This is a genomic window from Paracoccus aerius (genome assembly GCF_014656455.1).
Taxonomy (GTDB): domain Bacteria; phylum Pseudomonadota; class Alphaproteobacteria; order Rhodobacterales; family Rhodobacteraceae; genus Paracoccus; species Paracoccus aerius.
In genome coordinates this window covers 1-25,789 of the sequence record NZ_BNCL01000025.1, presented here as the reverse complement: position 1 = coordinate 25,789, position 25,789 = coordinate 1, and the positions used below count along the sequence as shown (strand labels likewise).

20 protein-coding genes are annotated in these 25,789 nt (G+C 65.5%); 17 read left to right on the top strand and 3 right to left on the bottom strand.

Annotation, left to right across the window (positions count from 1 at the left end; all coding sequences use genetic code 11):
• Window positions 1–395 (bottom strand): hypothetical protein (locus IE224_RS18160; protein ID WP_229849444.1); only part of this gene is annotated, 395 nt, incomplete at its 3' end.
• A 210-nt stretch (window positions 396–605) separates the two neighbouring features.
• Here IE224_RS18160 and IE224_RS18155 point away from each other — a divergent pair.
• The 11 genes from IE224_RS18155 (at window position 606) to IE224_RS18105 (ending at window position 15,241) form a co-directional block, all read left to right on the top strand.
• Window positions 606–848, top strand: a complete 243-nt coding sequence (locus IE224_RS18155) for a hypothetical protein (RefSeq protein WP_191312547.1) — start codon at window positions 606–608, stop codon at window positions 846–848.
• A gap of 98 nt (window positions 849–946) precedes the next feature.
• A complete protein-coding gene (locus IE224_RS18150) occupies window positions 947–2,125 on the top strand; it encodes a PP2C family protein-serine/threonine phosphatase (protein WP_191312545.1) in 1,179 nt (392 codons plus the stop codon).
• Window positions 2,122–2,460, top strand: a complete 339-nt coding sequence (locus IE224_RS18145) for an STAS domain-containing protein (protein WP_191312543.1) — start codon at window positions 2,122–2,124, stop codon at window positions 2,458–2,460. The genes IE224_RS18150 and IE224_RS18145 overlap by 4 nt, the downstream gene beginning before the upstream one ends.
• A 2-nt stretch (window positions 2,461–2,462) precedes the next feature.
• A complete protein-coding gene (locus IE224_RS18140) occupies window positions 2,463–2,876 on the top strand; it encodes an ATP-binding protein (protein ID WP_191312540.1) in 414 nt (137 codons plus the stop codon).
• Complete coding sequence (locus tag IE224_RS18135) at window positions 2,873–5,884, top strand: PAS domain-containing hybrid sensor histidine kinase/response regulator (protein ID WP_191312538.1); 3,012 nt, start codon at window positions 2,873–2,875, stop codon at window positions 5,882–5,884. Before IE224_RS18140 ends, IE224_RS18135 begins: the two co-directional genes overlap by 4 nt.
• Before the next feature lie 10 nt (window positions 5,885–5,894).
• A complete protein-coding gene (locus IE224_RS18130; protein WP_229849443.1) occupies window positions 5,895–7,598 on the top strand; it encodes a DUF3131 domain-containing protein in 1,704 nt (567 codons plus the stop codon).
• Window positions 7,598–8,749 (top strand): acyltransferase, encoded by a 1,152-nt coding sequence (locus IE224_RS18125; RefSeq protein WP_191312536.1) that lies wholly within the window; start codon window positions 7,598–7,600, stop codon window positions 8,747–8,749. The genes IE224_RS18130 and IE224_RS18125 overlap by 1 nt, the downstream gene beginning before the upstream one ends.
• Window positions 8,750–8,751: 2 nt before the next feature.
• Complete coding sequence (locus IE224_RS18120; protein ID WP_191312534.1) at window positions 8,752–10,593, top strand: glycosyltransferase family 2 protein; 1,842 nt, start codon at window positions 8,752–8,754, stop codon at window positions 10,591–10,593.
• The gene (locus IE224_RS18115) at window positions 10,590–11,906 is read left to right on the top strand and encodes a DUF3131 domain-containing protein (RefSeq protein WP_191312532.1); all 1,317 of its coding nucleotides are present in this window, start codon (window positions 10,590–10,592) and stop codon (window positions 11,904–11,906) included. Before IE224_RS18120 ends, IE224_RS18115 begins: the two co-directional genes overlap by 4 nt.
• Window positions 11,907–13,474: 1,568 nt before the next feature.
• Window positions 13,475–14,293 (top strand): hypothetical protein, encoded by an 819-nt coding sequence (locus IE224_RS18110; RefSeq protein WP_229849442.1) that lies wholly within the window; start codon window positions 13,475–13,477, stop codon window positions 14,291–14,293.
• 21 nt (window positions 14,294–14,314) lie between these two features.
• Entirely contained in the window at window positions 14,315–15,241 is a 927-nt protein-coding gene (locus IE224_RS18105; RefSeq protein ID WP_191312528.1) for an alpha/beta hydrolase, read from the top strand.
• Between the two features lie 804 nt (window positions 15,242–16,045).
• On the opposite strand, the gene IE224_RS18100 is transcribed toward IE224_RS18105, so the two are convergent.
• Complete coding sequence (locus IE224_RS18100; RefSeq protein ID WP_191312526.1) at window positions 16,046–16,321, bottom strand: hypothetical protein; 276 nt, start codon at window positions 16,319–16,321, stop codon at window positions 16,046–16,048.
• A gap of 1,613 nt (window positions 16,322–17,934) precedes the next feature.
• Between IE224_RS18100 and IE224_RS18095 the strand changes: the two genes are divergently transcribed.
• The 4 genes from IE224_RS18095 to IE224_RS18080 are packed head-to-tail and all read left to right on the top strand — an operon-like array spanning window position 17,935 to window position 23,631.
• Window positions 17,935–20,007, top strand: coding sequence for a TonB-dependent siderophore receptor (locus IE224_RS18095; protein ID WP_229849441.1), 2,073 nt, complete (start codon window positions 17,935–17,937; stop codon window positions 20,005–20,007).
• Window positions 20,004–20,903, top strand: a complete 900-nt coding sequence (locus tag IE224_RS18090) for an ABC transporter substrate-binding protein (RefSeq protein ID WP_191312551.1) — start codon at window positions 20,004–20,006, stop codon at window positions 20,901–20,903. The genes IE224_RS18095 and IE224_RS18090 overlap by 4 nt, the downstream gene beginning before the upstream one ends.
• Window positions 20,904–20,914: 11 nt before the next feature.
• Complete coding sequence (gene fhuB, locus IE224_RS18085; protein WP_229849440.1) at window positions 20,915–22,864, top strand: Fe(3+)-hydroxamate ABC transporter permease FhuB; 1,950 nt, start codon at window positions 20,915–20,917, stop codon at window positions 22,862–22,864.
• A complete protein-coding gene (locus IE224_RS18080; RefSeq protein WP_191312522.1) occupies window positions 22,861–23,631 on the top strand; it encodes an ABC transporter ATP-binding protein in 771 nt (256 codons plus the stop codon). Before fhuB ends, IE224_RS18080 begins: the two co-directional genes overlap by 4 nt.
• A gap of 475 nt (window positions 23,632–24,106) precedes the next feature.
• Here IE224_RS18080 and IE224_RS18075 read toward each other — a convergent pair whose 3' ends face one another.
• A complete protein-coding gene (locus tag IE224_RS18075; protein WP_191312520.1) occupies window positions 24,107–24,988 on the bottom strand; it encodes a mechanosensitive ion channel family protein in 882 nt (293 codons plus the stop codon).
• 275 nt (window positions 24,989–25,263) lie between these two features.
• On the opposite strand from IE224_RS18075, the gene IE224_RS21450 reads away from it, so the two are divergent.
• Both IE224_RS21450 and IE224_RS18070 read left to right on the top strand, forming a co-directional pair.
• The gene (locus IE224_RS21450; RefSeq protein WP_202380099.1) at window positions 25,264–25,419 is read left to right on the top strand and encodes a helix-turn-helix domain-containing protein; all 156 of its coding nucleotides are present in this window, start codon (window positions 25,264–25,266) and stop codon (window positions 25,417–25,419) included.
• 40 nt (window positions 25,420–25,459) lie between these two features.
• Window positions 25,460–25,789: LysR substrate-binding domain-containing protein (locus tag IE224_RS18070; RefSeq protein ID WP_229849439.1), on the top strand; the 330-nt coding region annotated here is incomplete at its 3' end.

The following is a 25,789-nucleotide window of genomic DNA, read 5'->3' as shown; positions in this document are numbered from 1 at the left end:
GTCCAGCCGGTCATGGCGCAGGGCGGCGATGAAGGTCTGGGTGTTTCCGTGGCCAAAGGGCACATGGTCGACAAGGCGCGGGCTTTTGGAGACCATCCTGTAGCCTCGGCCATGTTTGTCGTCAGGGACGTCTCGCCAATGAAGCCAAGGCGCGTCAACGCGCTGCGCATGAGCGATGTGACCCAGATATGACGCGCCTGCCTGATCTGAGACCGCTTCTGCTCGAGGCTTGCAGGTTCTTTCTTGTGCGTCAGCCCGAGACCGCGCAAAAACCGCGAAACCGAGACACGGTGAATGGCGATGCCGTGATGATCTGCACGTTCGCCGACTAGGTCGTTCAGGGTCAGATCGGGCTTCGCCTTCATGCGCGCCGTGGCCTCGGACTTGAACGACACCACGTTGCCATCTTCAAAGGTTGGGATCCGGCCGAACGGCCGGCGCCTGGGGTGCGGGCTCCCTCATCTTGTCGAAGGTCACAAGGCCCACACCGTGTGATTGGCCGGCTTCTTCCAGCGCCCAACGAACCCGCATGTCTCGGGCCAGTCCTATCCCTTGGTCCGGCGATGTCTTGAAGGTGGTTGTCGTGGGCATGTTGCTTGTCCAGTATGAGCGTCTTCATCGCTCTTTTGTGGCGACAAGCCCTTTTGCACATCAAGCTAGCACGGCCCGGCCTGGATAAGATCAACCTGCCGGTGCCTGACGCCGGTCGACGCTCTGTCTACTCGGGTGGAAATCAACACCATCGTTTTCCGCCGGAAACTGGCGCGGTCGCGCGTGGCAAGGGAACGATGCGCGCCCTGCAACGGCAACTTCTTTACGCCTCGACAGGAACAATCAAAGATTGTTAATGTGTCTTAATAGTACATTTCAAGTTGCACCCCAGTTCATTTTAAAATCGCTCGGTATCGTCATGCCTCTCGATCAGGAATGCGCTCGAACAAGGCATATGCCGTACAAGGTCGTCATCGCCGACGACGACGCGACGCAGCGCATCTTCGCATCATCCGTGATCAGCCGCATCGGCTTCACGCCCGTCCTCGCGAGTGACGGGCTCGAGGCACTGCAGATGATCGAGGCCAGCGGCGCCTCGATCCTGGTCTGCGACCTGGACATGCCCGGCATCGACGGGCACGAGGTCACGCGCCGGCTGCGCGCCGCCGACCTGGGACGCTATATCCATGTGGTCATGCTGACCTCGGCCGGCCAGGCCGAGCAACGGCGCCTGGCCCTGGAGGCGGGCGTGGACGACTTCATGACCAAGCCGCTGGACGCCGCGGTGCTGACCGCGCGAATCCGCGCCGCCGCCCGCCTGGTCGATCATGAACAGGTGCTGTCCGAAAAGAACCGCGCCCTGCAACTTGCCAAGCGCCGCATCGAGCATGACCTGAACGTCGCCGCAGCGGCGCAGCGGCGCCTGTTGCCGAACCTCGCGCGCGAAATCCGGGGCTGCCGCTTCGGATCGGCCTTCGAACCCTCGGCCTATGTGTCGGGCGATATGTTCGGGTATTACCAGCTGTCCGAGGACCGGCTGGGCTTCTATGCCGTCGACGTGGCGGGGCACGGCATTCATGCCGCGCTGCTGTCGGTGGCGATCGGGCACCTGGTGACGGCCCAGTATTTCGCGGACAAGGCGGGGGCCGGTTCAAACCAGCCCGACCCCGCCGCGATGGTGGGCGCGCTGAACGACCGCTTCTACCGCGAGGATGGGACCGACTACTTCACCATGTTCTGCGGCGTTCTGGATCAGCGCAGCGAACGGCTGTTCTTCTGCCAGGCCGGCTATCCCAGTCCGATCCTGGCCCGGCGCGACGGCAGGACCGAGGTGGTGGGCGACGGCGGCTTTCCGGTGGGCCTGCTGGCCACGGCCGATTTCCAGAACGGCGCCATCGACCTGGCCGCGGGGGAGACGCTGATCCTGTGTTCGGACGGCGCCATCGAGGCCGAGGCCCCCGACGGCGCACCATTCGGAGAGGACCGCCTGCGCGGCCTGATCGCGGAACATGCCCACAAGGACGTCGAGGCCCTGCCCGGCGCCGTCGTCACCGCACTGGCGGACTGGCGGGGCGGGCGCCCCCTTGAAGACGACCTGACGGTTCTCGCCCTGGGAAGGAGCACCCCTGCATGATCCACTCGCACATCCAATCGAACGGCATCTGCGTCATCCGCCCCGACGGGGACCGGCTGACCGCCCTCGGCGCCAACGCCTTCCGGCAGGAAGCCTCGCAACTGATTGACGACGGCAGCAACCGGATCGTCATCGACCTGTCCGAGGTGCGCTTCGTCGATTCGTCCGGGCTGGGCGCGATCGTCGGGCTTCTCAAGAAGGTCGGAAACCGCGGAGAGGTGGTGGTCTGCGGCCTGACCGACGCCGTGCGGCAGATGTTCCGCGTCACCCGGATGGAGCGGGTCTTCCAGATCTATCCGGACGCCGGCGCGGCCCTGGCCGCCCTGGACGGATAGCGATGGACAGCCGCGGCTTCCACGTCGAGTGCCGGCTGGAGGCGGTGGATGCCGCGATGGGGGGCGTCTGCGCCTTCGTGGGTGACGTGCTGGCCCCCGAAGGGCTGATCCGCCTGGAAATCGCCGTGGCCGAGGCGCTGAACAATGTCGTCCTGCATGGGGACCTGCCGGCCGGTGCCGGGATCGACATGACCGTCCGCAAGAACGCGGGCGACGTCGATGTGGACATCCGCGACCCGGGGCGGCCCGTTCCCCCGGAACTGTTCACGGCGGCCCGCGATCCCGCCGACATCGACCCCCTGGACGAAAGCGGCAGGGGCATTTCGCTGATCGTCGCCATGTCTGACGCCCTTCATTACGAAAGCCGGGACGGGTCGAACCGCCTGACCCTGCGCTTCGCCGGACGGGACGCATGATGAAGGGCGGGCGGGTCGTGCCGGTGTGGCAGAAGCGGCTGCTGCATGTCTGCCTGACGATGATCGTCGTGGCGGTCTTTTCGGCCCTGGTGCTGGCGCCTTTCCTGTTGTCCAGGAACATGGAGACAGCGGACACGACCGCGATGCGCAACGAGCTTTTCGAGCTGCACCTGGGCATCGACGCGCTGAACCACGCCCTGTCGGACTGGCAGATGGCCCGCGCCGCGGGGGGCACGCCCGACGAAAGCCTGCGGATGCAGCTTGACGAACGCACCCAGCTTCTGGCCCACAGGATCGGCGTGGTCCTGGCCTATCCCGGGGCGGTGGCGGTGCTGCCCGAAAACGCAGAAACGCTGGAGCGCACCCGCGATCGCGTGTCGGCCTTGGTGTCGCGGCTTGACGCGCCTGCGGCGGACGTGGTCTTGCGCGACCAGGTCGCGTCGCTGCTGGCGCCCGATCTGGTGCAGCTTGACCGCTATCTGTCCGACGCCTTCCGCAGGCTGGGGCAGATGACGGCCCATGACCGCTGGCAGTTGACCCGGATCAGCCTCTACGCGCAGCGCCTGGCCTTGTTCCTGCTGCTGGTCGGCGTGCTGACGCTGGTCGTCCTGTGGATGCAGCACCGCGTCCTGCGGCGGGCCGAGGCTTCGCTGAACACGGTCATAGGCGATCTGGCCGAGGCGCAGCGCATTGCCCATGTCGGCAACGTCCGCCGCGACTATGGGCGCGACATCGTCACCTGGTCGCCCGAATTTGCCCGCATCTACGGGCTTGATCCCGATGGCCACATGACCGGCGCCGAGTTCGAGGCACTTCTGCTGCCCGCCGACGCCGAAAAGGTCCTGGAAAGCGAACGCCGGGCCCTGGCCCGGTCGGTCGAGACCAGGGCTCCGGTCCGCCGCGACCTCAACTTCCGGGCGCTGCGCAGCGACGGAGAGGTCATCGAGCTTGAGGTCCAGTCCGAGCTGAAGGCCAATCCCGACGGCAGCCCGCACAGCATGATGTCCACCGTCCGCGACATCACCGTCGAGGCCCGGGCACGCCGTGCGCTTCGCGAAAGCGAACGCAGCCTGGCTGCAGCGCAGCGCATCGCCCATCTGGGCAGCTTCCGCCACAACTATGGCACCGGGCGGACCCATTGGTCGTCGGAACTTTACGTCGTGCTGGGCTGCGATCCGGCAGAGGGCCCGAAACCCCTGCGGCAGATCGTCCACCCCGACGACTTCGGCCATGTCCAGGCCCTGTTCACCGAACTGCTGAAGGGCGGGCCGGGGGGCGGGCAGCGGCAGGCCAGCTTCGATTGCCGGGTGGTGCTTCCCGACGGAACCGAGCGGTTCATCCGCGGCACCGCCGAGATGAACTACGACGACGCGGGCGCGCCCGAGACGCTGACCGGATCGCTGCAGGACGTCACCGCCGATATCGAGCAGGAGCGCGCCCTGCGCGACGCCCTTGCCGAAGCCGAGCGTGCCAACACCGCCAAGTCCGAATTCCTGGCCGTGATGAGCCACGAATTGCGCACGCCGATGAACGGCGTGCTGGGCATGCTTGGCGCGGTCGAGGCCACCCCGCTCGACGATCGGCAGCGCGAGCAGGTGCGGGTCGCCCGCACAAGCGCCGAGGCGCTGCTGGCGATCCTGAACGACGTCCTGGACATGTCCAAGATCGAGGCGGGCCGGATGGAGCTGGAGGAACGGTCCTTCGAACTGCGCCCCCTGATCGGCGGCGTGATCGATCTTTATTCCGAATCCGCGCGTGGCAAGGGGGTGGTCCTGGACGCGCGGGTCCAGGACGATCTTCCCCCCTGGATCACCGCCGATCCTCTGCGGATCCGGCAAATCCTGGCCAACCTGGTCAGCAACGCGGTGAAATTCACCCTTGCCGGGAAGGTGACCCTGGACGTGGACCGCGCCCCCGACCGGGCGTCGGAGGATGGTGGGCTGTGGCTGCGGTTTTGCGTGTCGGACACGGGGATCGGCATCCCCGTGGAACGCCAGCAGCAGGTCTTCGGACGCTTCAACCAACTGGACGCCTCTTACACCCGGCGCTTCGGCGGCAGCGGCCTGGGGCTGGCCATCAGCAGGTCGCTAGCTGACCTGATGGGCGGGCGGATCGGCTTTGCCAGCACGCCCGGCCGAGGCTCGTCCTTCTGGCTGGATGTCAGGGTCGCCCCTGCCGAACCCGCACCCGATGGCCATGCCGCCGGTACGGAAACCCCCCTGCCCCGTCTGTCGGTGCTGGTGGCCGAGGATAACGCCACCAACCGGCTGGTCGCGCGGTCGATGCTGCAACGGTTGGGACAGGACGTCGCGTTCGCCGAGGATGGGCTTGCCGCCCTGGAGGCCCTCTCGCGCGGCGGGTTCGACCTTGTGCTGATGGACATCTCGATGCCGCGCATGGACGGGATCGAGGCGACCCGCCGCATCCGACAGATGACCGGGCCGCAATCCCGCTTGCCGATCCTGGCGCTGACTGCTCATGCCGGGGCCGCCGAACGCACCGCCTGCCTGGACGCCGGCTGCAACGAGGTGCTGACCAAGCCCTTGGAACTGGATGCCCTGCGCCGCGCGCTGCAACGCTGGCTGCCGCGCGGCGTGCAGGCCGGCACCCCTTCGGCTCTGCCGGATGACGCGGCGCCCGGTGCCGGGCTGGAACAGCGCCTGGCGGCCTTGGCCGCGCAGGTCGGTCCCGAGGTCATGCCCATGCTGCTGGAGGCGAGCCTGGGCGACCTGGCGCGTCACCGCGCTACCCTGGAACGCGCCGCGGCGGGGCAGCCGGTCGATCACGCCGTCCTTGTCCGCGCCTGCCATTCCCTGGTGGGCATCGCCGCGACCCTGGGCCTGACCGATGCCGCCAATGCCGCGCGGCGCCACGAAACGGCCCTTCAGGCCGCCCCGGCGGAACCGGGCGACCTGGCCCCCCTTCTGGACCTGATCCGGGGGACCGAGGACGCGCTGTCTCGCGCGGCCGGGGCCTTCCGGCCGGCGGCGGAAACGGCAGAGCCATGACGGAGGAACGATGATCCCTTCCCGCAAATTCCCGATCGCCTTTGGCGTGGTGGCCGTGGTCCTGCTGATGGGACAGGGGGCTACTGCCCCCGTCGACAATCCGGAACCGGGCCTGTTGCAGCGCCTGTTCGGAACTGGCACCGCCACGCCCGCCGCCCAGCAGGTCACCGCCCCGGACGCGACCCCCGAGGATCCGCCGGCAGCGGACGCCGCCGCCGCGCCCGGCGACTTCGCCACGCCCTTTGGCCGCAACGGTCCCTTGACCCCGCGCGAAAGGAAGATGGCCGAAACCGCCTGGGCCTATTTCGAGCAGCGGTTGCAGCCCGAGACCGGCTTGGTCAACGCCGTGGGCGCCTATCCCTCGACGACGCTGTGGGACACGGCGTCCTATATCAGCGCGCTTGTCGCGGCCCATGAGCTGGGCATCATCGACAAGCGGACCTTCGACCTGCGCGCCAGCCAGTTGATCGGCACCCTGCGCAACCTGGACCTGTTCCGCGGCGAGTTGCCCAACAAGGTCTACAACACCAAGACAGGCGAGAAGGTGAACTATGCCAACGAGCCGGGCGAGGTCGGCTTTTCGATGCTCGACATCGGGCGGATGCTGGTCTGGCTGAAGATCCTGAAGGAACGCTATCCCTATCTGGCGCCGGGCATCGACAACACGGTGTTGCGGTGGAATTTCTGCAACGCCATCACCGAGGATGGGCGGCTGCGCGGATCCCTGGTCACGTCCAAGGGCGAGACGCGCTATGTCCAGGAAGGCCGCCTGGGATACGAGGAATACGCGGCCAAGGGCTTCGCGCTGTGGGACTTCGACGTCGAGGCGGCGCTGTCACCCGAGCCGCTGAGCTTCACCGAGATCTATGACATCCGCGTCCCCATCGACGCCCGCGACCCGCGCGTCTTCCAGAACATGAACTATGTCCTGACCGAAAGCTACCTGCTGGACGGGCTGGAGCTGGGATGGAAGCTGCCCACCGACCGCGAGGCGGGGCGGCCGGGCCTTGCCACGCAGGGCTGGCGGGCGGAGTTCGCCAACCGCATCTACCTGGTCCAGCAGCGCCGGTTCGAACAGACCGGCATCATGACCGCCAAGTCGGAACACCAGGTCGAGGGCCAGCCCTTCTTCGTCTATGACGCGATCTGGGCCAACGGCTTTGCCTGGCACACGCTGGATCCCAGCGACGTCTATCAACCCGACCGCGCGGCCATCGCCTCGAAGGCGGCCATCGGCATGTGGGCCTTGTGGGACACACCCTATACCGACCTTCTGCTTGACGCCGTCGCCGACCTGTCGGCCGAGGACGGCGGCTTCTACGAGGGGCTTTACGAGAACGGCAACGGCTTCATCCCGGTCCAGAGCGCGAACAACAACGGCATCATCCTGGCCGCGCTGCTCTACAAGGTGCAGGGACCGATCCTGCAGCGGCTGAACGGCAACACCCAATTGTGGGACACTGCCTTCCAGCACCAGGAAACCCGCGCCAACCGCTGCCTGCCGCAGCCCCGGCCTGAACCCGTCTGCTGCAACTGTCAGGCGATGGCCGCCGAACCGCCGGTGCCCGTGACCGAGTTCCAGTATTGCCGCCCGGTCCCCCTGCCCGACGGCACCATCGCGGCCGCCGATTGCAGCCTTGAAAAGCACGACCTGCCCCTGCCGCAGCCGATCTCGGCCCAGGTCAGCCAGTGCCCCATCCCCGAGGGACAGTGATGGAAAAGCAAGCCAAGCCGCGCCTTGTCTGGTTCGACGCCAACCGGGTCTGCGCGGCCGTCGGGGTCGTCCTGATCCATTGCACCACCGATTTTTCGGGCGGGGTCTTTCCGGATGCCACGCCGCAGGACCGCGTCGTGCCCGTCTTCCTGCGGTCGATCGCTGAATTTTCCGGCTCCGAGATGTTCTTCTTCTTCTCGCTGTTCCTGATGGCGATGCGCATCGACCGGCGCAGCCCGCCCTATGGCGAGGCGATGCGCGAACAGGCCCGGCGGCTGCTGGTGCCCTTCGCCTTCTGGACGGTATTCTATGCCTTCTTCCGCCTGCTCAAGGCCGACGTGGCGGGATACGCCCCCCAGATCTGGGCGCAGCTGGCCGATCCGGGGGCCTGGGCGGGCTTCTTCCTGCTGGGCAAGTCTCAATACCACATGCACTTCCTGCCCACGCTGTTCCTGCTGTTCCTGTTCTATCCGGTCATGCGGCTGGCGCTGCGCTTTCCCATCCTGGGGATCGCGCTCTTCGCGACGCTGGGGGCCATGCACCACATCCAGGACTATATCTGGTCGCTGGGGCTCGATCCCGGTTTGCGCGACTACCTGATCCGCGCCACCAAGGTGATGGGCTATGTGGGCTACGGGCTTGCAGCCTTCGCCCTTTACGGCCTGTGGCGCGACGGCATCCCGCGTGGAGAATCCCGGCTGATCCGCAAGGGGGCGCTGTATTTCGCCGCCATGGCCTATGTGGCGACACTGCCCTTCTTCGGCGCGGCGCTGTTGTCGGGATCCTGGGGCGTGCGGCAGGACTGGTCCTTCTACGGCCACTTCCTGATGCCGCTGATGATGTTCTCGCTGTTCCTGGGCGCGCAATACCAGGACTGGTCGCCACGGTGGAGCTGGCTGGCGCAATACACCTTTGGCGTCTACCTGGTGCATCCGCTGGTGATCGACCTGTTCGACGCCCTGGTGATCAGCGCGGGCCTTGCGCCGCAGATGGCGCCCTGGATGGTCGTTGTCAGCCGGTTCGCGGTCGTGCTGCCGGGCGCGCTGCTGCTGGCGGTCGGCCTGTCGCGCGTGGGCGCGCTGGCCTGGACCATCGGCCTGGGCCCCACCCCGTGGGAAGCCCGGCGGCAGAAGCAGGTTCAGCGGGGCTGAGGATGGACGACTACTTCCGCCACTTCGAACACCGCCGCCCGCCCCCGCCGCTGCCCTATTCCGCACGGCGCGAGGCCCTGTGGCAGATCCTGGCCACGATCGCGGCCCTGCTGGGGGCGTGGTACATCTGGTGGCGTTGGACGCAGTCGCTGAACCGCGACGCCCTGTGGTTCGCGGTCCCGCTGGTCGTGGCGGAAAGCTGCGCCTATCTGGGGCTGCTTCTGTTTATCTACAACCTGTGGAAGGACCAGCCGGTCGCGATCCCGACGCCCGTCGCCATGCTGCACGAGACGCTGACCCCGGACAGCAACGACCTGTCCGCGCCCGACCGCCCTGTCGCAGTGGACCTGTTCTTCGCGACCTATAACGAGGATCCCGAACTGGTCAGGCTGGGCATCATCGACGCCAAGGCCATCACCTATCCGCACCCGATCGACATGCGGATCCATGTCTGCGACGACGGCCGCCGCCCCGAGATGCGCGCGGTCTGCGACCAGGAAGGCGTGAACTACATCACCCGCGCCACCAACGAGGGCTTCAAGGCCGGCAACCTGCGCCACGCGATGGAACAGACCTCGGGCGACTTCATCGTGATCTTCGACGCCGACACGCGGCCCTTCCCGACGCTGCTGGAACACACGCTGGGCTATTTCCGCGACCCGAAGATGGCCTGGGTCCAGACGCCGCAATGGTTCTATGACCTGCCCGAGGGCGTGACCCTGACCGACCGGCTGTCGCGCCGGCTGGGCACCGTCGGACGATTGGTCGGGCAGGCCGTCGAACGCGTCGTGGGCGAGATCCGCATCGGCAAGGACCCCTTCGTCAACGACGCCGAGATGTTCTACCAGGTCATCCTGCGCCGCCGGAACCGCGCCAATGCCGCCTTCTGCTGCGGCGCGGGATCGATCCACCGGCGCGAGGCCGTGATGGAGGCCGCCCTGCGCAGCTTCGCCGCCAGCGTCGAGAAACGCGTCATCGCCGCCGAGGAGGAGATCACCCTGACCAGCCGAGAGTCGATGGTCGACACCTCGCTGCTGTCTGCGATCCGCACCGAAGCCGTGGTGGCCGAGGTCCTGGCCCCCTACCGCTTCCACGTGTCCGAGGACATCTATACCTCGATCCTGCTGCATTCCGACCGCGAGCGGGGCTGGAAGTCGGTGCTGCATCCCACCTACGAATCGCGGATGCTGTCGCCGCAGGACCTGCTCAGCTGGTCGGTGCAGCGCTTCAAGTATGCGGGCGGGTCGCTGGACATCCTGGTGAACGACAACCCGCTGTTCCGGCGCGGCCTGACCCTGCCGCAGCGGCTGATGTATGCCACGACCTTCTGGTCCTATCTGGCGCCGCTGTGGAACGTGATCTTTCTTGCGGCACCGATTGTCTATCTGGCAACCGGCATCGCGCCCGTCTCGGCCTATACCCTGCCGTTCTTCCTGCACGCCATCGCCTTCCTGATCTCGCTTGAACTGGCGATGATGGCGGGCACCTGGGGAATCGCGGGCTATGCCAGCAAGTCCAGCTACCTGTCCTTCTTCCCCCTGGGCCTGCGGGCCATCGGCACCGTCCTGTCGGGGCGCAAGATTTCCTTCCCGGTCACGCCCAAGGACCGGCAGCATGGCCGCCACCTGCGCCTGGTGCGGCCTCAGATCGCCGTCGTCGCCCTGACGCTTGCGGCCCTGCTGTGGGGCATATCGGCGCTGTTGTGGCGGGACACGGGCCACAGCGTGACCGGCGTCGTGACGAATGCCCTTTGGGGCTTCAACAACTGCCTTGCCATGTCGGGGATCATCAGGGCGGCGATGTGGAAGCCTGAACCCGAACCGACAGGAGATCATGACGCATGAATTGGCAAACAAATCTGGTAAAGGCACGCAGCCATATCATCTTCATCATCGCCCTTCTGCTGGGGGTGACGCTGATCTTCTATCTGGAAAGGGCCGGACATATTCGCACCGAGGAACCCGACGCGCTTGCCGCCTTCGACGAGGTCGTGCCCCTGCCCCTGGCGGACGGGCTTGGCCGGTCGCCGCAGACCGATGAACAGGCGCGCATCGCCTGGACCTATTTCCAGAACAACACCGACCCCGACACGGGGTTGGCGGGATCGGTCGACAAGTATCCGTCGACCACCATGTGGGAAACGGCATCCTATATCGTCGCCATCGTGTCGGCCCAGCGGCTTGGCATCATCCCCCCGAGCGAGGCCGAGGAACGCGTCGCCAAGGTCGTGAACGCCTTGTCGCGGCTGGTGCTGTTCGAGGACAGCCTGCCTAACAAGGCCTATGACATCCGCACGCTTCAGATGGTGGACTATGCCAACCGCCCCACATCTGTCGGCCTTGGATGGTCGGCCCTGGACATCGGCCGCCTGATGACGGCGCTTGAACTGGTGCAGCGCCACTACCCCGACCAGGCAGACGAGGTGGTGCGCGTGGTCGCCGGATGGGACCTGGACCGCATGGTCCGCGAGGGGCAGTTGAACGGCGCCACGGTCATCGACGGATCCGTGCGCGAGAACCAGGAAGGGCGCGTCGGCTATGAACGCTATGCGGCCAAGGGGATGATGCTGTGGGGCTTCGACGCCACGGCGGCGTTGGATGTCGCCGGCAACCTGCAGGTCGTCCGGGTCGAAGGCGTGCCGATCCCCGTGGACACGCGCCTGAACCGCAACAGCACGCCTGCGCTGACGACCAGCGAACCCTATCTGTTCGACGGGCTGGAATACGGCTTCGACGCCCTTACCCATGTCTTCGCGACCGTGGTCTATCGCGCCCAGGAGATGCGCTATCGGAACACCGGCACGCTGACCGGCGTCAGCGAGGGGCACCTGTCGCAGGAACCCCACTTCGCCTATGCCTCGGTCTGGGGGGGCGGCTCGCCCTGGGCGGTGCTGACCTTCGGCGGTGACCGCATCGACAGCCGCCGCACCCTTTCGACCAAGGCGGCCTTCGGCTGGGACGCGCTTTTCTCGACCGAATACACGCAGGAAATGGTCGCCGCCGTCGCCCCCTTCGCGGATCCGGCGCGCGGCTGGCCCGAAGGCATCTACGAGGCCGACGGCACCGTCAACGGGTCCTTCACGGCCAACACGAACGCCACGGTTCTTGCGGCGCAGGCTTTCCGTGCCACCGGACCGCTGATGCATGTGCCGCGGTGAAGCCCGGCGCCCTCAGCGCCGTTCTGCTGCTGGCCGCGGTTCCAGCCGCGGCGCTGAGTGCCCAGTCATGCCCAGGTCCCGACCTGTCCCAGCCCCCTGACGGCGCGACATCCGTCGAGGTGCGTCACGCCGATGTCCCCAACGCCCGCTTCCCGGGGGTCTGGCAGCAGGGACGCCTGGGGGATCTGTCCTATCGCCTGTATCCCGGCGGCTTCGGCACGATCGGCCCGGGCCAGCATATGGCGGAGTGGCGGATCGAGATGTCCTGCAACCCCCAGGATCGCACCTGCACCTACTGGGACTTCGGCGAGGTGCCCGAAGGGATGCAGCCCCGCGCCCGCCAGCTAGGCCGCTGCCTTCTGGGCCCCGGGCCCCCGAAGCAGCAGCCAGCCCCTGCGCCGGACAGGGCCGCCCCACCGGCGGCGGAACCCAAGGCCGCGGCCGCCGCGCCGAGGCCCGCGGCAGCGCCCGCCCCCGACGCCCCCCCGCCTGCAGCGGCAGAGCCAGGCGCCTTGACGCGCGAACCGCCACCCGCCGCGCCGAACGCGCCACCGGCGCCCGCCCCTGCCGATCTCGACCGTCCCGCACCCCCGGCGGAACCCAGAACCCTTTCACGCGAGCCGGCGCCGGCTTCACCGAACGCGCTTTCGGCACCCGCCCGGGACGGCGGCCAAAGCCCTCCGCCGCCTCCTGAGCCGAGGGTGCTTACGCGCGAGCCTGCCCCGGCTTCTGCGGACGCACCGGCCGGCCCGCCTGCTGTCGCCCGTGCAGCCGCCGCGCCGCCCGCCGAGCCAAGGACGCTTGCGCGCGAACCCGCACCTGCAGCGCCCGACGCAGCGACGACACCCAACCGGACGAACCGCGACGGCGCCGCCCCGTCAGCAGAGCCGAGAGCAGTCGCGGACGAGCCTGCGCCGGTCGCAACGAACCGGCCGGCCGGGCAAGCCACCGGTCCGCGCGAAGCCGGCGCCTTGCCCGCAGCACCGGAAACGCCGACTACGTTGCAGCCTGCCGCTGCCGCGGAGCCAGTTGCCCCCCCTCTTTCCGAGCCGAGGCCATTCCTGTGCTGGACCGTCCCGTCTGTCGATGGCACCGGCACACCGGGGACCGATTCCGAGGTGCTTGTCTGCCGGCCAGCCCCCGCATCGCCGCGAGTGTCGACCGGGCCCGCCCCCGCCGATCCTAGTCCAGTCCCTGATCCGACTGCTCCTCGACCGCTTCCGCAACCCGCGCCCGAAAGCGCAGCTCCCTCTCTGAACCCAAGCCCGTCGCGTCAGCCAGAGCCCGCCCCCTCGCCTCAAGGCGATCCCGCCGCAGCGCAAGGAGCATCGGAGGGTCCCGCCGCCCCGCGCCTTCCAGACCGCACCGAACCCGGTTCCGCAAGTCAGGAGGTCGATGGTTCCGCTGCCGTCGCAAGCCAACCCGGCGCGGCTGGACCCGGCGGTCCACCGCCACCGGGTCCAGCCGAAGCCTCACCGAACGCAGCCACCTTGGGTGTGGCTTCGCCTTCCGAAGCACGGCCTGCGAACCCTCCGGACCGGATCAACCTCCTGCCGCTGTCCAGGACCTTGCGGGACGATTCCGGCCTAACATTGGCGCCACGGGCTGCGGCAATTACCAAGCCCGGGACGCAGGTCCGGCCTTCCGTCACCTCGTTCCCCCGCCCGCGGATCCTGCCCGTGCCGCCCGCGCGCGCCCGCACCCACCCCCTGCTGCCGCCCGACATTCCCCGCCTGGCGCTGACGCGCTGCGCGCTTGGCAGCGCCGTGGCGCTTGGCCGCGAGGATATTGGCGACATCGGGCAAATCTCGGTCAACATCAACTGCAGCGGCCGGTTCGGGGACCGCCTGACCTTCAGCGGCGGCCTGACGGCCTTCCCGATCCCGGGCAAGCGTCACGGCGGCGACGTGACCTACAGCTATGCGCTGAACTGGCGCATCACCGACAAGGTGACGCTGACCTATGCGAACTATACCGCGGCGCTGGCGGGCGGCCGTGCCTTGGCCGGCCTGGGCGAGGGGCGCTTGCAGCTTTCCGCGCCGGTCGCACGGTTTCCGCTGGGCACCCCGGCCATGCCGGACCGGGTCCTGACCTGCACGGGCTTTGTCAGCATGGCCCGCTCGGCTTCGTCGAATGCCGGGGTCAACTGCGGCGTCAACGTGACCGAACGCCTGGCCATGCGCTTTACGGCCCTGGCCTATCCGCCCGGCTCGCAGCGCGAAAGCGACGCGGATTTCTCCTATTCCGCCAGCTATGCGTTGAACGACCATGTGACGCTCACCTATTCGAACTATTCCAACAACCGCTGGCCTTGGAACCGCTCGCCGGACCAGGTCGAGCTGTTGCGCGGCGGGACGCTGGGCCTGTCCTACCGCTGGGATTTCTGACGCGCGATGCAGGAGGATGATGTGGCCGGATTGACAAGGCGCGGCGCGTTGGCAGCCGGCTTGGCCATGCCCTTTGTGGGACTGCGGGTCTGGGCTGGAACCGTGGACGAGGCAAAGATCCTGCAAAGCCGGATATTGGGACGCGTGGTCGGCTACTCCCTCTACCTGCCCCCCGGCTATCGCCAGCACAGCCGCCGCTATCCGGTCCTTTACCTGCTGCATGGCGGGGCGGACGGGCAGCCCGCCGACTGGTTCCGGATGGCGGGAATCGACATCCTTCTGGACCGCATGATCGGGGACGGCCTGATGCCCCCCTGCATCGCCGTGGCGCCCGACGGGCGCAGGCCTGGCGGCGATCCGCGCGCGACCTATTTCCTGGACGACGCCGACGGCTCCTATCGCTGGCGGTCGATGTTCCTGCAGGAGTTCATCCCGAAGGTCGAGGCGACGCATCAGGCCATCGGGACCATGCAGATGCGCGCCCTTCTGGGCTTGTCGATGGGGGGCCATGCCGCCATCCTGAACCAGCTTCAGCGGCCCGACCTGTTTGCCGGGGCCGCCGCACTCAGCGCCGCGCTGCGCACGCCCCCGCAACTGGCCGAGATGGACCAGCAGGCCTTCGAGCAGCGCTTCGCCGGGGCCTACGGACCCGACCTGCAGGGGGAGGCCCGCCTGAACGAGGCCTGGCGCATGTCGGACATCGTCGAGGTCGCGGCCCAGATCGATCCCACGCCATTCCGCCGCGTCCCCAGGCTTTACCTGGACCTGGCCTCGGGCGATCCCTTCTTCGAGGGCAACGCGGCGGCCCATGTCGCGCTGGACCGGGCAGGGATCCTGCATCGATTCCGGGTCAGCGAAGGCGGCCACGACTGGATCTTCTGGCGGGACGCACTCCCCTCTGCCTTGGAGCATGTCGGCCGAATCTTCGCGCGGCAGTATGGGGAATAAGGGGCGCGATCCGAGGATGACGAGGCTCAGGACCGGCCGGTTTCAGGGGTCGACCATGCCACTCGCATGACGAGATCTCCCGCCATGAATGGAACGACTGTGTATCGCCAGAGGCCGGACCTACCGAAGCAACAGGCGAGGCGGCCATATGGTGAAGCAGGCGCCTGGGCTTCACCGCTAAGGGCGACGCATCTTCCTCAGGCGGCCGCGTTGCGCTGTGCCCAGCGAAAGCAGGCCAAGCCTGCTATTCCCGCAGCCAGCAGGGCGCCTGTGGCAGGCAGGGGGACCGGCGCCAGTTCGGTCGAGATAGAGGTGGCGTCGAACTGGGACCACGACTGGCGCCACGTTTGCGCTCGAAGAGGTTCCGGCACCTGTTCCCCTGCCAGTCTCCGCTCTTCTGTTTCTCGGCGGCATCGGCGTCCTTGGAGAGATCCGAGCCAAGCTTCAGCGCACTGCCTGAGCCCCCTTGCCCAGAGCGCTGCACTGCCCTGGCAACTGCGAACGTTCAGCTTAGGATGATTGCCTGCCTGCAACCTCAGCCCGCCTCCGATGGCGGGCATTTTTTATGACAGGGATGCCAGTAGCAGTTCCGATTGATCAAACGGCCTGTGCAACTCAAGGTGTTTTAGCTTTATGCTTCACTGTTTGGTTACAACCGATAGGTGATCAACCGCTTATCGATGAACCAATGGGCAAACGCGAGCCATGCAGAGAATCATGACCGCAACAACGCTTCAGGACTATTTCTCCTCGGCTCGTACGACACTTCTACTTTGTCCCGCTCACGCAGATCGGTCTGCGTGATTAGTGCCCGGCCCGTATCCGCTGCATCGCAAGAACCGTCCAGATGCGTTGGACGACCACCTCGATCTCGTCGGCCATGACGTCATAGCAGCAGAACTGCGCTTTCAAGCTGCTTGGCGCCGTCATGATGATCGTGTCCAGATCCTGCACGCCGTCATCGAGACAGGCCCTGACCCACCCGTGCAGGACGTCATGGAGATCATTTTGGGCAGAAGCTTCGTTAGCCCGGCTCAGGGAACGCGTTGCCCTCAAGAAGCTGACAGGCGTATCGGTCATATGTTGTCCGCCGTGCTGTCGCCTGAACCTGGGAGGCGACCGTGAAAATCAGCAGCTCAGAATGTCAACTAACCCGGCCTATCGCTTTCCGCCTTATTAGATAACGAAGCCTGCTATTGCAGCATGTGCAATAAAGACTGTTTTGTCTACACATAAATTGATGGTCTTGGCGCAGGGTTTCTCTGCCGCACAGTGTAAGATGGGTCAGTAAGGTCCGCTTTAGAGAGTCCGCTAAGACAAAGCTGATCGTCCCGGCAATCTTACATTCTATAACCCTTTAAAAGTGAATGTAATTCTGCATGAACGTGACGATACTTGGATCAATGATACCCTTCAGCGCACATCCTTTCGCTCTATTCCGCCCGGTATTTCTTGTGACTGGTTGGAAATTATTTAGACGTTGTCATATAACGCAAAGTGTCCCATAACTTAATGATATTTATACAGAAGATGCTGGTTTTATGGACAAGTTGCTGCTCCTGCCTTCGCGGGCAAAAAGAAACCGATCAGCCGGCGGCGCTGTCTTGTTTTACAGTGCCAAGTACCACGCCGCCTGCTGAAAGATCCGGCCAAATCCACACCAATCGGTGTCGCCTTGCGCCGGATCAGCGGCCTATCACCGCCTTTCTGCTTTGGTCTTACCCGTAGTCCTCCACGATCAGGGTTGTATTGGAACGATGGCCAGTATTTCCGCCTGTTCGCTGGACATATAACCTGATCTTCATCCTCTCGGGGTCACGCCCAATGTTCTCGACATGCCGCTGGCCGCCGTTCGTGTGCCTGCCGGTTTTTCATCCCCTGCTGCCGGTGATCTTGATGATACGTTGCCCCCTTCAAGTGGGTCATATGCCATAAACGCGCGATGTTCTTGTGGCGAGTCACGGACGACAACCTTGGACTTGAGCGCATCCTGGAAAAGGATCTGATCGCGCGGACCGCGCCGGACTGCCGCGTGGCGAATGTATTGTCCTGGCTGTGGTGACGGGCAGATCACCCGCAAAGAAGCTCGGCAACTGCGACGGCGGGTGTTTTCTGTAGCGGCGCCTGCAGCGAAGGCTACAAGACTACTCCGGTGACCGAGACAGTCGGAGTTTCGGGCGTGGTGGCGGGCCTCGTGCGCCGCCCGCCGGTCAAATAGCGCGATGCTTGAGGCATCCAACGAGCCGATAGCCTGAACTAGTGCAACAACTTGTATGTCGCCTGCGAAGGGCTGTTGGCCAAGAAGCTTCGCGGTATCCCCAATTTGCCCTTTCCAACAATGGCGGCTGCGCCATTGCACGGTCCAAATGTTATGGAAACCAGATCAAAGGCGCTTTTGGAACACGATAGCTCATCCAGACGATCGGCACGGCGACAGCCACAACCCTTGTGCCCGCCAGGGAGATCACCAGGGGGCCGCCGAACGTCAACTCGCCCTGATCAAGACAGTCGAAGATTTCACATCGGCCAAAAAGGAAGTATTTCTGTCGGAAAATATTGACGCTTCGACAAAGAGGGCTAAAGGGTGGGGCAGCGATAGGCGCTCCGTTCAGTCCCATAGGTTCCTCATGCCCAATCTTCACCGTTCCCTTCTTCTTGCTGGCGTGAGCACAGTTGCACTGAACTGTGCCGCTGTGGCGCAGGATACCGACACCGCGACGACCCCTTCAGGAGCAGAAGACTCGGCCTTCGTTCTGGGTGACATCACCCTGACGGCGGATGACGTGGCGGGCTATGTGGCGACCGGCGCGCAAACGACGAAGTCATCGACGCCGATCGCGGAAGCGCAGCAATCAGTCTCGGTTGTGACCGAGGACCAGATCGCGGAACAGGGCGCGCAGAACCTGGGGCAGGCTTTGTCCTATACCGCCGGCGTCCTGGCCGAACCCTTCGGCATAGACCCGCGCTTCGACACGCCCTATATCCGCGGCTTCAGGGCGGACAATGCCCAGTACGTGAACGGCCTCCGGCAAGGCCGGTACTTCGGCGCCGTCTCGCAGGAGATCTACGGCCTCCAGCAGATCGAGGTGCTGCGCGGACCGTCGTCCTCGCTTTATGGCGCGGGCTCGCCCCTGGGCGTCATCAACATGGTGCAGAAGCGCGCCCGTTCCTTCGATTTCGGCGAGGCGGGCATCGGCTATGACAGCAACAACAGCCCCAGCCTGTTCTTCGACGTGAACCGCGCGCCTTCCGAGGATCTGTCCTTCCGGATCACAGGCATCGGCCGCGATGAAAGCACCCAGATCGAGGATCTGACAAACAAGGGTGGCTATCTTGCAGGCGCGGTCCGCTGGACACCCAGCGAGGCGACGACCGTCGATTTCTTGGCGAACTATACCAAGGATGCGCCGATCTCGCCCACTGGCGTGCCGTTCGAAATCGCCCGGACCGGCGATGGGGACTATTTGCGTGACGTTTATACCGGGCAGAAGGACTGGGACGACAGCGACCGCAGGATGTACAGCATCGGGGTCGAGGTCAGTCACGCGCTCGACAACGGATGGACGCTAAGCCAGGGTTTCCGCTACGAAAGTCTGGATTGGGATTACCGCGGCACCTATGCAAGTGCCGTGATTGCCCCCGACATCATCAGCCGCGGGTCGAGCGATCAACGCGAGGACAGCGACACGATAAGCCTGGACACGCGCCTGTCGGGCGAGATCACGACGGGACAGGCGGTTCACAAGCTGCTGTTCGGCGCCGACATCCGCAAATACGACGCGTTCGAAAGCAGCCAGTTTTCCGCAGATATTCGTGATGAAGATGGCAATCTGATCGCATGGGGCACGCCACCGCTCGACCTGAACAACCCTGATTACTACCAGGGCGGCAGGATCATGGGGGCGATCAATGCCGGCGACTCGACCCTGCGCCAGGTCGGCATCTACGCCCAGGACGAGATCGAATACGGCAACTGGCGCGGCTCGCTGGGCCTGCGCTACGACTGGATCGAGCAGACTGGAGAACGCTACGGGAGTTCCTCCGAATACAAGGACAACGAACTAACCGGCCGCCTCGGCCTGGGTTACGTCATGGCCAATGGTATTGCGCCCTATGTCAGCTACTCGACCTCCTTCGATCCTCAGGTCGGGCAGAACATCGACGGCGATGCGCTTCTTCCCACCCAAGGCAAGCAATGGGAGGTCGGCGTCAAGTACAGCCCGACCAGCTTCGATGGCTTGATCACGGTCGCGCTCTACGATCTGCGGCAGACCAACGTGAACCGCAGTGTCCCGCTGCCGGATGGCGAGGGAAGCGGCATCCGCCAGATCGGTGAGGTCAGGTCAAAGGGCATCGAAATCGAGACAACCGCCGAGATTGCGGATGGTTGGAAGCTGCGCGCCGGCTATGCCTACAACAAGACCGAGCAGAAGGCGCCGTCGGGTGATCCCCTGGACGGCAACGAACTTCAGGACGCCCCCCGCCACCTTGCAAGCCTGTGGCTGGACCGCGACTTTGGCAACGGCATCCGCGTCGGCGGCGGCATCCGCCATATCGGCGAACGCTATATCGACGTGGCCAACAGCGCCGAACTGGACAGCGTGACGCTTGTCGATCTTGGTGCCGGATATGTCCGCGACGACATCGAGATGTCGCTGAACATCACGAACCTGACAGACGAGGTTTATGTCGGCGCCTGCGGCTTCTCGTATTGCTCGTACGGCGAAGGCCGCACGGTCTCGGCAAAGGTGGCCTACAAGTGGTGACCGGCGGGGGCATCAAGCCCTCGCGTCGCGCGATCCTTGCCGCCGCCGGGGCCCTGCTGGTGGCGGGCTTGCCTTTGGCGGCCGCGCGGGCTGCGCCGCGCCTTGCCGCCATCGACTGGGCGATGCTGGAAACGGCGATTACCATCGGCCACATGCCAGTCGCCGCCGCCGAACTTGTGCGCTTTCGGGCCGATGTGATCGAACCCGTGGTTCCCGATGCGGTCACCGACCTTGGCCTGCGCGGTGCGCCCAACTTCGAACTGCTGCAACTGGTGCGGCCCGATCTGATCCTGTCCTCGCCTTACTACACCCATTACGAGGACCGGCTGCGCCAGATCGCCCCGGTCCTGTCCCTGCCGTTCTTCGTCCCGGGCGAGCGTCCGCTGCCCAAGGCCATTGCAGCGCTCTCTGCCCTGGCAGACTCCATTGCCGACCATGCCGCAGGTGTCGATGCCGTGGCGAAGGTCGAGGCGGAACTGGACGCTCTGGGGCAGAGGCTTGAACCGTTCCGTGATCGGCCCGTGGCCGTGGTCAATATCGGCGATGCCCGTCATCTGCGGGCCTTCGGCTTCGACAGCTTGTTCGGCAGCACCCTGGACCGGCTGGGGCTGCAGAACGCGTGGACGGGAAACACCGCCTTCAGCTTCCTAGCCCCTGTGCCGATCGAGCGTCTGGCCGAAATGCCCGATGCCCGGCTGGTGGTCGTTGGCGCCCTGCCCCCCTCGGCCGAGCGCGCCCTGTCGCGCAGCATCCTGTGGCGCGCTCTTCCACCCGTGGCCCAGGAGCGGACCTATCTTCTGGCCGACACCAATGCCTTTGGCGCCGTTCCCGCCGCCCTTCGCTTCGCCAACCTGCTGGTTCAGGCCCTTGAGGCCGGGCCCCGTCCCATCGCATGATGGCCCGGCTTATGCCCTTCGCCTTGCTGGCCGCGTCGCTGTGGCTCTGGTCGGCGATTGGCCTGCTGCCCTTGGCCCGGTGGCCGGCATGGCCGCTGGATCCTGCAGGCATGGACATCTCCCAGATCCTTTTGGCCTTCGGCTTGATGCCGCGCGGAGTCGTGGCACTGCTGGCGGGGGCCATCCTGGGCCTATCCGGCGCGATCTTGCAGGTCGTGCTGCGCAATCCCGTGGCCGATCCGACGACACTGGGGGTTTCTGCGGGCGCCCAACTTGCCCTGGTCCTTGCCACCATGCTCGCGCCGGGGCTGCTTGACGAAGGCCGCTGGCCGGTGGCGCTGACAGGCGCGGGTTTCGCTGCAGGGCTTGTGCTGGCCATCGGCGCAAGGCGCGGTTTCGCGCCGGTCACGACGGTGATTGCCGGAATGCTGGTGGGCATGACCGCAAGCGCGGTTGCCACGGCCATGACCCTTGCCCAGGGACAATACCTGCTGTCGCTGGTGATCTGGAACGGCGGCTCGCTGGTTCAGCAGGACTGGTCGGGCGTGCGTGCCCTGGCCGCCATATTGGTGTTTGGCGCCATTGCCGCCGCCCTGCTGGCCCGTCCACTGCGCGTTCTTTCGCTGGGGCCCGAAGGCGCTTCGGGCCTGGGGCTGAACGTTGTCCTAGTCCGGCTGCTGGCAGTCGGCGTCGCGGTGATCCTTGCCGCCGCTGTTTCCGCTGAACTGGGGCTGATAGCCTTCATCGGCCTTGCCGCACCGGCCCTGGCGCGCAGCTTGGGCGCTGTCTCGATCGTCGGCTTGTTGGCTTGGTCCCCGGTCATTGGGGCGGTGATCCTGTCGCTCTGCGACGGACTGGTCCTGCTGGTGGCAGAGCAATTGGGCGAGATGTTTCCGACCGGTGCGTTGACCGGGCTGATCGGCGGCCCGCTGCTGATCTGGCTTCTGCCGCGCCTTCGCGGATCGACGCCGCCCGGGACCGAACGGGGCGAAGGGGCAAGCCAGCGCCGCCGCGACCCTGTCCCCCTGTTGGTCAGGCTGGCCCTCGGCCTGGTCATCGCCACGGTGGTGCTGATCTGGATCGGGCGCGTTCCGGGGGGCTGGGCAGTGCTGGACGCTGAAAGCTTCGCGGCCTTCCTGCCCATGCGCCTGCCCCGCCTGATCGCGGCGGCCTCGGCGGGGGCGGCTCTGGCGATCGCGGGCGCCATCCTGCAGCGGCTGACCGCGAACCCGCTCGCCTCGCCCGAGGTTCTGGGCGTATCCGGCGGCGCGGCTATGGGCTATGCCGGCGTGGTGTATTTTGCCGCGGCGCCTACGGCCATTGCCCTGACGGCAGGGACCATGTCGGGAGGCGCCTTGGCCCTGCTGTTGGTCGCAGCCTTTGTCAGCCGCCGCGACATGCCAGCCGAGCGCGTCCTGCTGGCGGGAATCGCGGTCTCGGCCCTTGCCTCGGCACTGCTGTCAGCAATCATGGCAGTTGGGGACATGCGGTCGTTCCAGATCCTCGGCTGGTTATCGGGATCGTCCTCGGCGATGACGATGCAGGGGGCCTTTGCATTGGCCGGACTGGCCGTTGTCCTGTGGATGGTCGCCCTGGCCCTGCGCCGTTGGTTGGCGGTGCTGCCACTGGGGGCAGGCGTGGCGGGCGGCTTGGGCCTGCCTCTGCGCCAGGCGCGGATGATCCTTATTGCTCTGGCAGGAATGGCAACGGGCGCGGCCACCGTGCTCGTGGGTCCGCTGTCCTTTGTAGGCCTGATGGCTCCGCATGTCGCGCGTCGCTTGGGCCTGGCACGCCCAGGAGACCACATCACTGGAGCAGCGCTCATTGGCGCCGGCCTGATGCTGGTTGCGGACTTCGGGGCAAGGATGGCGGGCTTCCCTTATGAACTGCCGCTTGGCTTGTTCGCGTCCCTGATCGGCGGACCCTGGCTGATCTGGCTGATGACGAGACCGGCCCGATGAGCCTTTTTTCACTTCGCAACCTGACCGTTGCCGTCCCGGGCCGCTGCCTTCTGCACGAGCTGACCTTGGATCTGCCTGCGGGCCAGGTGACTGCGTTGATCGGTCACAATGGATCGGGCAAGTCGACCCTGCTCAAGGTTCTCGCCCGACAGATCATGCCGAGCAGCGGAAAGGTCGTCTTTGAAGAGCGTCCCTTATTTGCTTGGCGCGCCCGCGACTTTGCCCGCCGCCTTGCCTTCCTGCCCCAGCACCCCCCTGCCGCCGAAGGAATGACCGTGCGCGAACTGGTGGCGCTTGGCCGGTATCCCTGGCACGGCGCGCTTGGCCGCTTCGGACCACACGACCATGCGGCCGTCGCCCGCGCCATGGCGGAATGCGGGGTTTCCGACTTGGCTGACCGGCTGGTCGATACCCTGTCGGGCGGCGAGCGCCAGCGGACCTGGCTGGCCATGATGGTGGCGCAGGAAGCCGCCGCCCTGCTGCTGGACGAGCCGATCAGCGCCCTCGACATCGCCCACCAAGTCGAGGTTCTGGGTCTCGTCCGCCGCATATGCCATCAAACAGGCCGCAGCGCCGTGATCGTTCTCCATGACGTCAACATGGCTGCCCGCTTCTGTGACCACGTTGTCGCTTTGAAGAAGGGGCGGCTTGTTCTCCAGGGAGGTCCGGTCGATCTGATGCAGCCCTCGCCGCTGGAACGGATTTACGGCTTGAGGATGCAGATTCTGGATGGGCCTGGCGGCAACCTTGTCGCCATACCCGACTGAACGAGAAGATCAGGCTGCGCGCGTCATCATCTTGCGGCTGAACGCCAGGGCGCTGTTGCGGGAAAGGTGGCTTCGGGTTTGGCCCTCTCCCCCTTTACCTACTAAGTAGCGACTCAAACATACATTCGCTGCGGATGTAACGGCGCTCTGTGGCTCTGATCCAAGATAGTACGAGCATTGTGGACCCTTCAAAAAGCATGTCCGTCGCGCTCAGCAGCAGGATTGGGTTGATGGCGCCTGTTTTCCATCGCCTACGACATCCCGGAAATTGAAACGAGCGGAGAGTTGACGTTGGCGGATCCGGCAGCTTGAAGAGGGCGAGGCCAGGTGACGGACTGTTCAGCCGAGTAGAACCAGACTTAGAAGGCTGGTTCCCCCAGGCATTCAGCAGGTTTAGCGGGGGCGCCCGCCCCAGCCACATGCCACCTGTAGGCATTGAAGCTTAGGTCTCACGCACTCGGCGGTGTTTGAAAGGCTAGCGCTGATCCCCATGCGTCCCTTCAAGCGGAACCGGCTCCAGAAAGCTGAGCGTGCGCTGCGGGAACGGGATGTCGATGCCGGCTGTGTCAAGCGCACGCCTTACCGCCCGCGCCACCTCATCACGGGATCGCAACTCCTCCACCGGCGTCGATCCGGTCCACCAGCGCAGCACAAAGTCGATCGAGGAGTCGCCGAAGCCCAGGCAGAACACCTCCGTCTTCCTTGAGGCATCAACGGTAGACAGCCCCTCAAGCGCCTCGCACAGAACGGATCGGGCCTGCTCCAAATCGGTGCCATAAGCGACGCCCAGTTCCAACGTGATCCGGCGCAGCGGCTGGTCGGTCAGCACCGTGGTGGGGTTGCGGTAGATGAAGGCGTTGGGCACGAGCACCAGTTCGCCCGAGCGCCGCCTGAGGTAGGTGTCGCGGATGTTGATCCGCTCCACCTGTCCTTCGATCCCCTCGCACAGGATGTCGTCACCGATCTTCATGGGCCTGCGCAACAGGATTAGGAGGCCAGCCAGATAGTTCTCGAAGATGTCCTTGAAGGCCAGGCCGACGACAAGCGAGCCGACCCCAAGTCCCGCAACGACATTTGTGGCCGACATTCCCGGAAAGACCAGAACCGCCGTGACGGCAAGGCCGCTGATCCAGATCAGGCTGCGAGTCAGCGTCCGCGCTGCGGCAATAAGAGCAGGACGCTGGTGCCAACGCCGCAGCAGCCGGGCCTCTCCCCGCCAGCCATAGCGCGCCAGCGCCCATGTCAGAACCAGAACGACAAGGGCGGCAACGAGATTCGGAACAAGGGCCACAAAGCTGCCCGCCAGCCGTGCAAGCTCGAACTGCAGGATGCGCAGCGGTTCAATGTCAGAAAGCATCGGCTTCTGGTGCGCTCATCATCCTCGGAAACGGCGCTGCCCAGAACACGGTTCCCGAACTGCTGCACCACGCATGAGCGACCGCTTCAGGAAGGCTGTGCCAAGGCCGCGTTAGCAGGTTTACGGTCAGCCATGAGTTGAACAGCGCCTGTTCTTGGCCTGGCATTTGCTCTGGCAACGGCAGTCCTGCTGAACACCCTTCGATCCCCAATGTGCGGCGTGCCGTCACCAGCACAGGCTAGCTCTGCGTGAGGACAAGAACGCTGTAGTCCGACTTGGATGTCGTTCGCAGCATTGCCCGCCAAAGTTCTTTCCGAGCTGCCGCACCTGGACTCGGCATGTCGACCGCGGCGCCAAGCAATTCCATCGCAAAGCTTGAGCAGCGTTTGGCTGTCCGCCTATTCACCGAACGACGCGGTGCGTTTCGCTGACTGATGGCGGAAAGACCTTCGTCGGCCGGATTGGCCTGCCATGACGGACATCCGTGATACGATGCTGGCTTTACAGTCGCTTCAGGGCGCGCCGACCGACACGTTACGCACTAATGCTTTTGCCTCGGCCGCTCGCAAGGTGATGGCGCCGCTCGTTCTGCCGTTCCTTCGGCGACATCCGCAGATCCCTATTGATCTGGTCACGGAGGGCAAGCTAGTCGACATCGTTGCTTGGGGGTTTGATTTGGGGCTGAGGCCCACCGACCCGGTCCCCAGCGATATGATTGGCCCGCGCCTTGTCGACCATGTGCCCTTTGGCCACGGAAACACCCAGACCTTCATCGCCGCCCTGCGCCATGACCGGCTGGAC

Coding starts and splice junctions, on each gene's coding strand:
- IE224_RS18140 (WP_191312540.1), top strand. CDS start 2,463: ATGGACAGCCGCGGCTTCCACGTCGAGTGCCGGCTGGAGGCGGTGGAT.
- IE224_RS18130 (WP_229849443.1), top strand. CDS start 5,895: ATGATCCCTTCCCGCAAATTCCCGATCGCCTTTGGCGTGGTGGCCGTG.
- IE224_RS18100 (WP_191312526.1), bottom strand. CDS start 16,321: ATGACCGATACGCCTGTCAGCTTCTTGAGGGCAACGCGTTCCCTGAGC.
- IE224_RS18125 (WP_191312536.1), top strand. CDS start 7,598: ATGGAAAAGCAAGCCAAGCCGCGCCTTGTCTGGTTCGACGCCAACCGG.
- fhuB (WP_229849440.1), top strand. CDS start 20,915: ATGCCCTTCGCCTTGCTGGCCGCGTCGCTGTGGCTCTGGTCGGCGATT.
- IE224_RS18120 (WP_191312534.1), top strand. CDS start 8,752: ATGGACGACTACTTCCGCCACTTCGAACACCGCCGCCCGCCCCCGCCG.
- IE224_RS18150 (WP_191312545.1), top strand. CDS start 947: ATGCCGTACAAGGTCGTCATCGCCGACGACGACGCGACGCAGCGCATC.
- IE224_RS18145 (WP_191312543.1), top strand. CDS start 2,122: ATGATCCACTCGCACATCCAATCGAACGGCATCTGCGTCATCCGCCCC.
- IE224_RS18155 (WP_191312547.1), top strand. CDS start 606: ATGAGCGTCTTCATCGCTCTTTTGTGGCGACAAGCCCTTTTGCACATC.
- IE224_RS18075 (WP_191312520.1), bottom strand. CDS start 24,988: ATGCTTTCTGACATTGAACCGCTGCGCATCCTGCAGTTCGAGCTTGCA.
- IE224_RS18115 (WP_191312532.1), top strand. CDS start 10,590: ATGAATTGGCAAACAAATCTGGTAAAGGCACGCAGCCATATCATCTTC.
- IE224_RS18135 (WP_191312538.1), top strand. CDS start 2,873: ATGATGAAGGGCGGGCGGGTCGTGCCGGTGTGGCAGAAGCGGCTGCTG.
- IE224_RS18080 (WP_191312522.1), top strand. CDS start 22,861: ATGAGCCTTTTTTCACTTCGCAACCTGACCGTTGCCGTCCCGGGCCGC.